The sequence below is a fragment of the Burkholderia sp. Se-20378 genome, from assembly GCF_017104665.1.
In the GTDB taxonomy this organism is placed as follows: Bacteria; Pseudomonadota; Gammaproteobacteria; order Burkholderiales; family Burkholderiaceae; genus Burkholderia; species Burkholderia lata.
In genome coordinates this window covers 1-3,176 of sequence record NZ_JAAGPG010000748.1, presented here as the reverse complement: position 1 = coordinate 3,176, position 3,176 = coordinate 1, and the positions used below count along the sequence as shown (strand labels likewise).

General features: G+C 68.7%; 4 protein-coding genes. 2 read left to right on the top strand and 2 right to left on the bottom strand.

The window, feature by feature from the left end; genetic code table 11:
• On the bottom strand, window positions 1-447 hold a 447-nt coding region (locus G3N93_RS37000), incomplete at its 3' end, for an MFS transporter (protein ID WP_374196546.1).
• 153 nt (window positions 448-600) lie between these two features.
• Here G3N93_RS37000 and G3N93_RS36995 point away from each other — a divergent pair.
• Together G3N93_RS36995 and G3N93_RS36990 are read left to right on the top strand one after the other, a co-directional pair.
• A complete protein-coding gene (locus tag G3N93_RS36995) occupies window positions 601-1,071 on the top strand; it encodes a helix-turn-helix domain-containing protein (RefSeq protein ID WP_206124915.1) in 471 nt (156 codons plus the stop codon).
• A gap of 68 nt (window positions 1,072-1,139) precedes the next feature.
• The gene (locus G3N93_RS36990) at window positions 1,140-2,075 is read left to right on the top strand and encodes a hypothetical protein (RefSeq protein WP_206135241.1); all 936 of its coding nucleotides are present in this window, start codon (window positions 1,140-1,142) and stop codon (window positions 2,073-2,075) included.
• A 10-nt stretch (window positions 2,076-2,085) separates the two neighbouring features.
• Here G3N93_RS36990 and G3N93_RS36985 read toward each other — a convergent pair.
• Window positions 2,086-3,176, bottom strand: a 1,091-nt coding sequence (locus tag G3N93_RS36985; protein ID WP_206135240.1) for an MFS transporter, incomplete at its 5' end; no start/stop codon positions are given.

The following is a 3,176-nucleotide window of genomic DNA, read 5'->3' as shown; positions in this document are numbered from 1 at the left end:
CCGCACCCTCTTCCCCTTCCGGACGCTCTGCCGGTCGGGCGGGTGCGCGGTGCCGGGCAGCCCGACCGCCACCGTCCCGGCCAGCGGCGCGGCGGGCGTCGACGATGCGGCCACGCCGCTGCAGGCGGCCGTCAGCAGCAGAAGCTGCACGGTGATCAGGCGCTTGCGGTTCAGCAGGTCGCCGAGCGGCACGACGAACAGCAGCGCGAGCGCACAGCCGAGCTGCGTCGCGGTGATGACGCCGCCGACGGCCGCCTGCGACACGCCGAAATCCCGCGCGATCGAATCGAGCAGCGGTTGCGCGTAGTAGACGTTCGCGACGCTGGCCGCGCAGCAGACGGCCAGCAACGCGACGCGCGCCGCGGACAGGCGGCCGCCGTCGGCCGGATGCGCGGCATGTGTCGGCACGGTCGATGCAACGGTGCCGGAATGACAGGAAGACTCCATGGGTTCCCTCGTGCAAAGTAGTTGCAAATTGAAACTGGTGTGGAGTGTAGGAAAAGTAGTTTTAAAATGCAACCTGTTGTGCGACGGGCGGCAGCTCGTGCACGGATGGCCGGCGTTGCCGCGAAGGCGGCCGGCAGGATTGCGGAGAGGAACATGGCCAGGCAGAAAAGTCTTGCGGATTCACCGTGCCCGGTGGCGCGGGCGACCGATATCGTCGGCGATCGCTGGGCGTTGCTGATCGTGCGCGATGCGTTCGACGGCGTGCGGCGGTTCGGCGATTTCCGCGCGAGCCTCGGCGTCGCGAGCAACATCCTGTCCGACCGGCTGAAGATGCTGGTGGACGCCGGCGTGTTCGACGTCGTGCCGGCATCGGACGGCACCGCGTATCAGGAATACGCGCTGACCAAAAAGGGCGAAGGGCTGTTTCCTGTGATCGTGATGTTGCGGCAGTGGGGCGAGGCGAACCTGTTCGCGCGCGGCGAGCCGCATTCGATATTGATTGATCGCAGCACCGGGCGCGCGGTCCGCAAGCTCGCGCTGCGGCATGACGACGGCCGGCCTTTGAAGGCGGCGGAGACGGTCGTGAGAAAAATCGGCGACGAAGCGGACGCGCCACGGCGATAAGCGTCGTGCGCGACGGCTGCACCGTCGGCTAGACTGTCGCGATCGTCGTCGACCGGAGCCGCATCGCCATGTCCCATCCGCTGGATTCCGCCGGTTATCGGCGGTTGCTCGATCTGCAGCGCCGCATCCACGACTTCTGCGAACGCGAGGGCGCGGAGGACGGGCGCGACCATGCCGATCCTGCGGAGCCGCTGTGGCAGACCGATTTCAATCATGTCACCGTCGCGCCGATGCGGGCCGGGCTGCACGTCCGGTACTTCGGCGGTGCCTGGGACGAGCCGTTCGACTGGACGCTGCAATGTCTGGCAGAGCGAGACGTCGCGGATCTCGTGACCGACCTCGCGTTCAGCGGCGTGGACGAAGGGGCGAACGGCACGCGCGAATGGGATTTCGGTCCGCTGCTCGATTCGAATGCGCGCTTCCCGATGCTGCGCTCGCTGTATGTGCGGCCGACCGAGCCGGCTGACCACAACCAGTCGATGATCGTGCGCCGCGACCTGATCATGCAGGAGGGCGGCGAGATTGCCCGCTTTGCCGAGAAGGCGCCGTTTCTCAACGAGCTGACGGTGCCGAATGCACCCGACGCGCGTTTCTTCGACATACCGCTTCCACATCTCGAGCGGCTGCGCATCGGCGGCGGCGATGACACGCAGCAGTTCATCGATCGTCTTGCGGACAGCGACAACCTGTCGTCGCTCGGCTGGCTCGATTTCTCCGAATCGACCGCATTGCATTCGACGTGGAAGCGCGAGCGCGACGCCAACAGCGTGACGTCGTTCGACGCCTACGAGCGCTTGCTGACGAGCCAGGCCGGCCAGCGGCTCCACACGCTGACGCTGAGAAACACCTGTCTCGATCGGGAAGCGCTCGAAGCGCTGCAGGCACTGCATCCACGGCTGTCGTTCATGGTGATCCAGGCCGGCAGCGGTGGCTACGTGAGTCACTTCAAGGGCAACGTGTTTCCGTGGCGTCACCTGATTCAGCGCGACCCCGGCGACGCATGACCGCATCCGTTCAATCGGCCGCCGCCACTGCCTGATGCGCGGGCGATGCGCCGCGATGCGCATCGGGTCGCACCAGCGTCGCGAGCAGCGCGGCGGTGACGAGCAGCGCGACCGACACGGCCGTTTCGATCCGCAACCCGTCCACGACCTGCCCCGCGCCGCCACCGCCGGCGAGCGCACCGAACGCTGCCACGCCCATCGCGCCGCCGGCCTGTCGCGCGGTATTCAACACGGCCGACGCGATGCCGGCCCGCTCGGGCGCGACCGACGCGAGCACGGCGGTCGTCATGGCTGGCACCGCGAAGCCCATTCCCGTTGGGATCAGCAGGAACGGCACGAGCAGGGCGGCCAACGGTGTCGACGCGTCGATGAAATGCAGCGACCCGTAGCCGAGCGCGGCGACGAGCGCGCCCGCCAGCATCGGCGCCCGCGGGCCGTGACGCGCCACGACGCGCCCGCTTGCGAGGTTCGACAGCAGGAAGCCGCCCGTCAGCGGCAGGAACGCGAGGCCGGCCTGCAACGCCGATTCGCCGCGTGCGCGCTGCAGGTACAACGCGAGCACGAACACGGTGCCGTAGTACGTGAGGTTCACGCAGATCCCGAACAGCACGGCCGCGCTGAACGTGCGATGGCGGAACAGCGACAGCGGCAGCATCGGCGTGGCCGTGCGCGCTTCCACCGCGACAAACGCGAGCGCGGCGAGTGCGGCCAGCGCGAAGCCTCCGGCGACGACCGGATGCGTGAAGCCGAGCGGACGCCATTCGATCACGGCGCCGGTCAGCGCGGTCAGCATCGCGATCGCGATGAACTGGCCGCGCAGGTCGAGTGCGCGGATGGAACGGGACGGCTCGGTCGGCGCCGCCGCCACGCGACGCGCGGGCACCCACGCAAAGGCGGCCGCCAGCCCGGCCGCGCACAGCGGCAGGTTCACGAGGAAGATGCCGCGCCAGCCCCATGCGGCGATCAGCAGGCCGCCGACCACCGGGCCGGCCGCGATCGAAATCGAACCGGCTGCCGTCCACCAGCCCACGGCTCGCGCGCGCAGATGCGGGTCATGCCGGCATGCGTCGTTGAGCAGCGCGAGCGAATTGGGCAGCATCG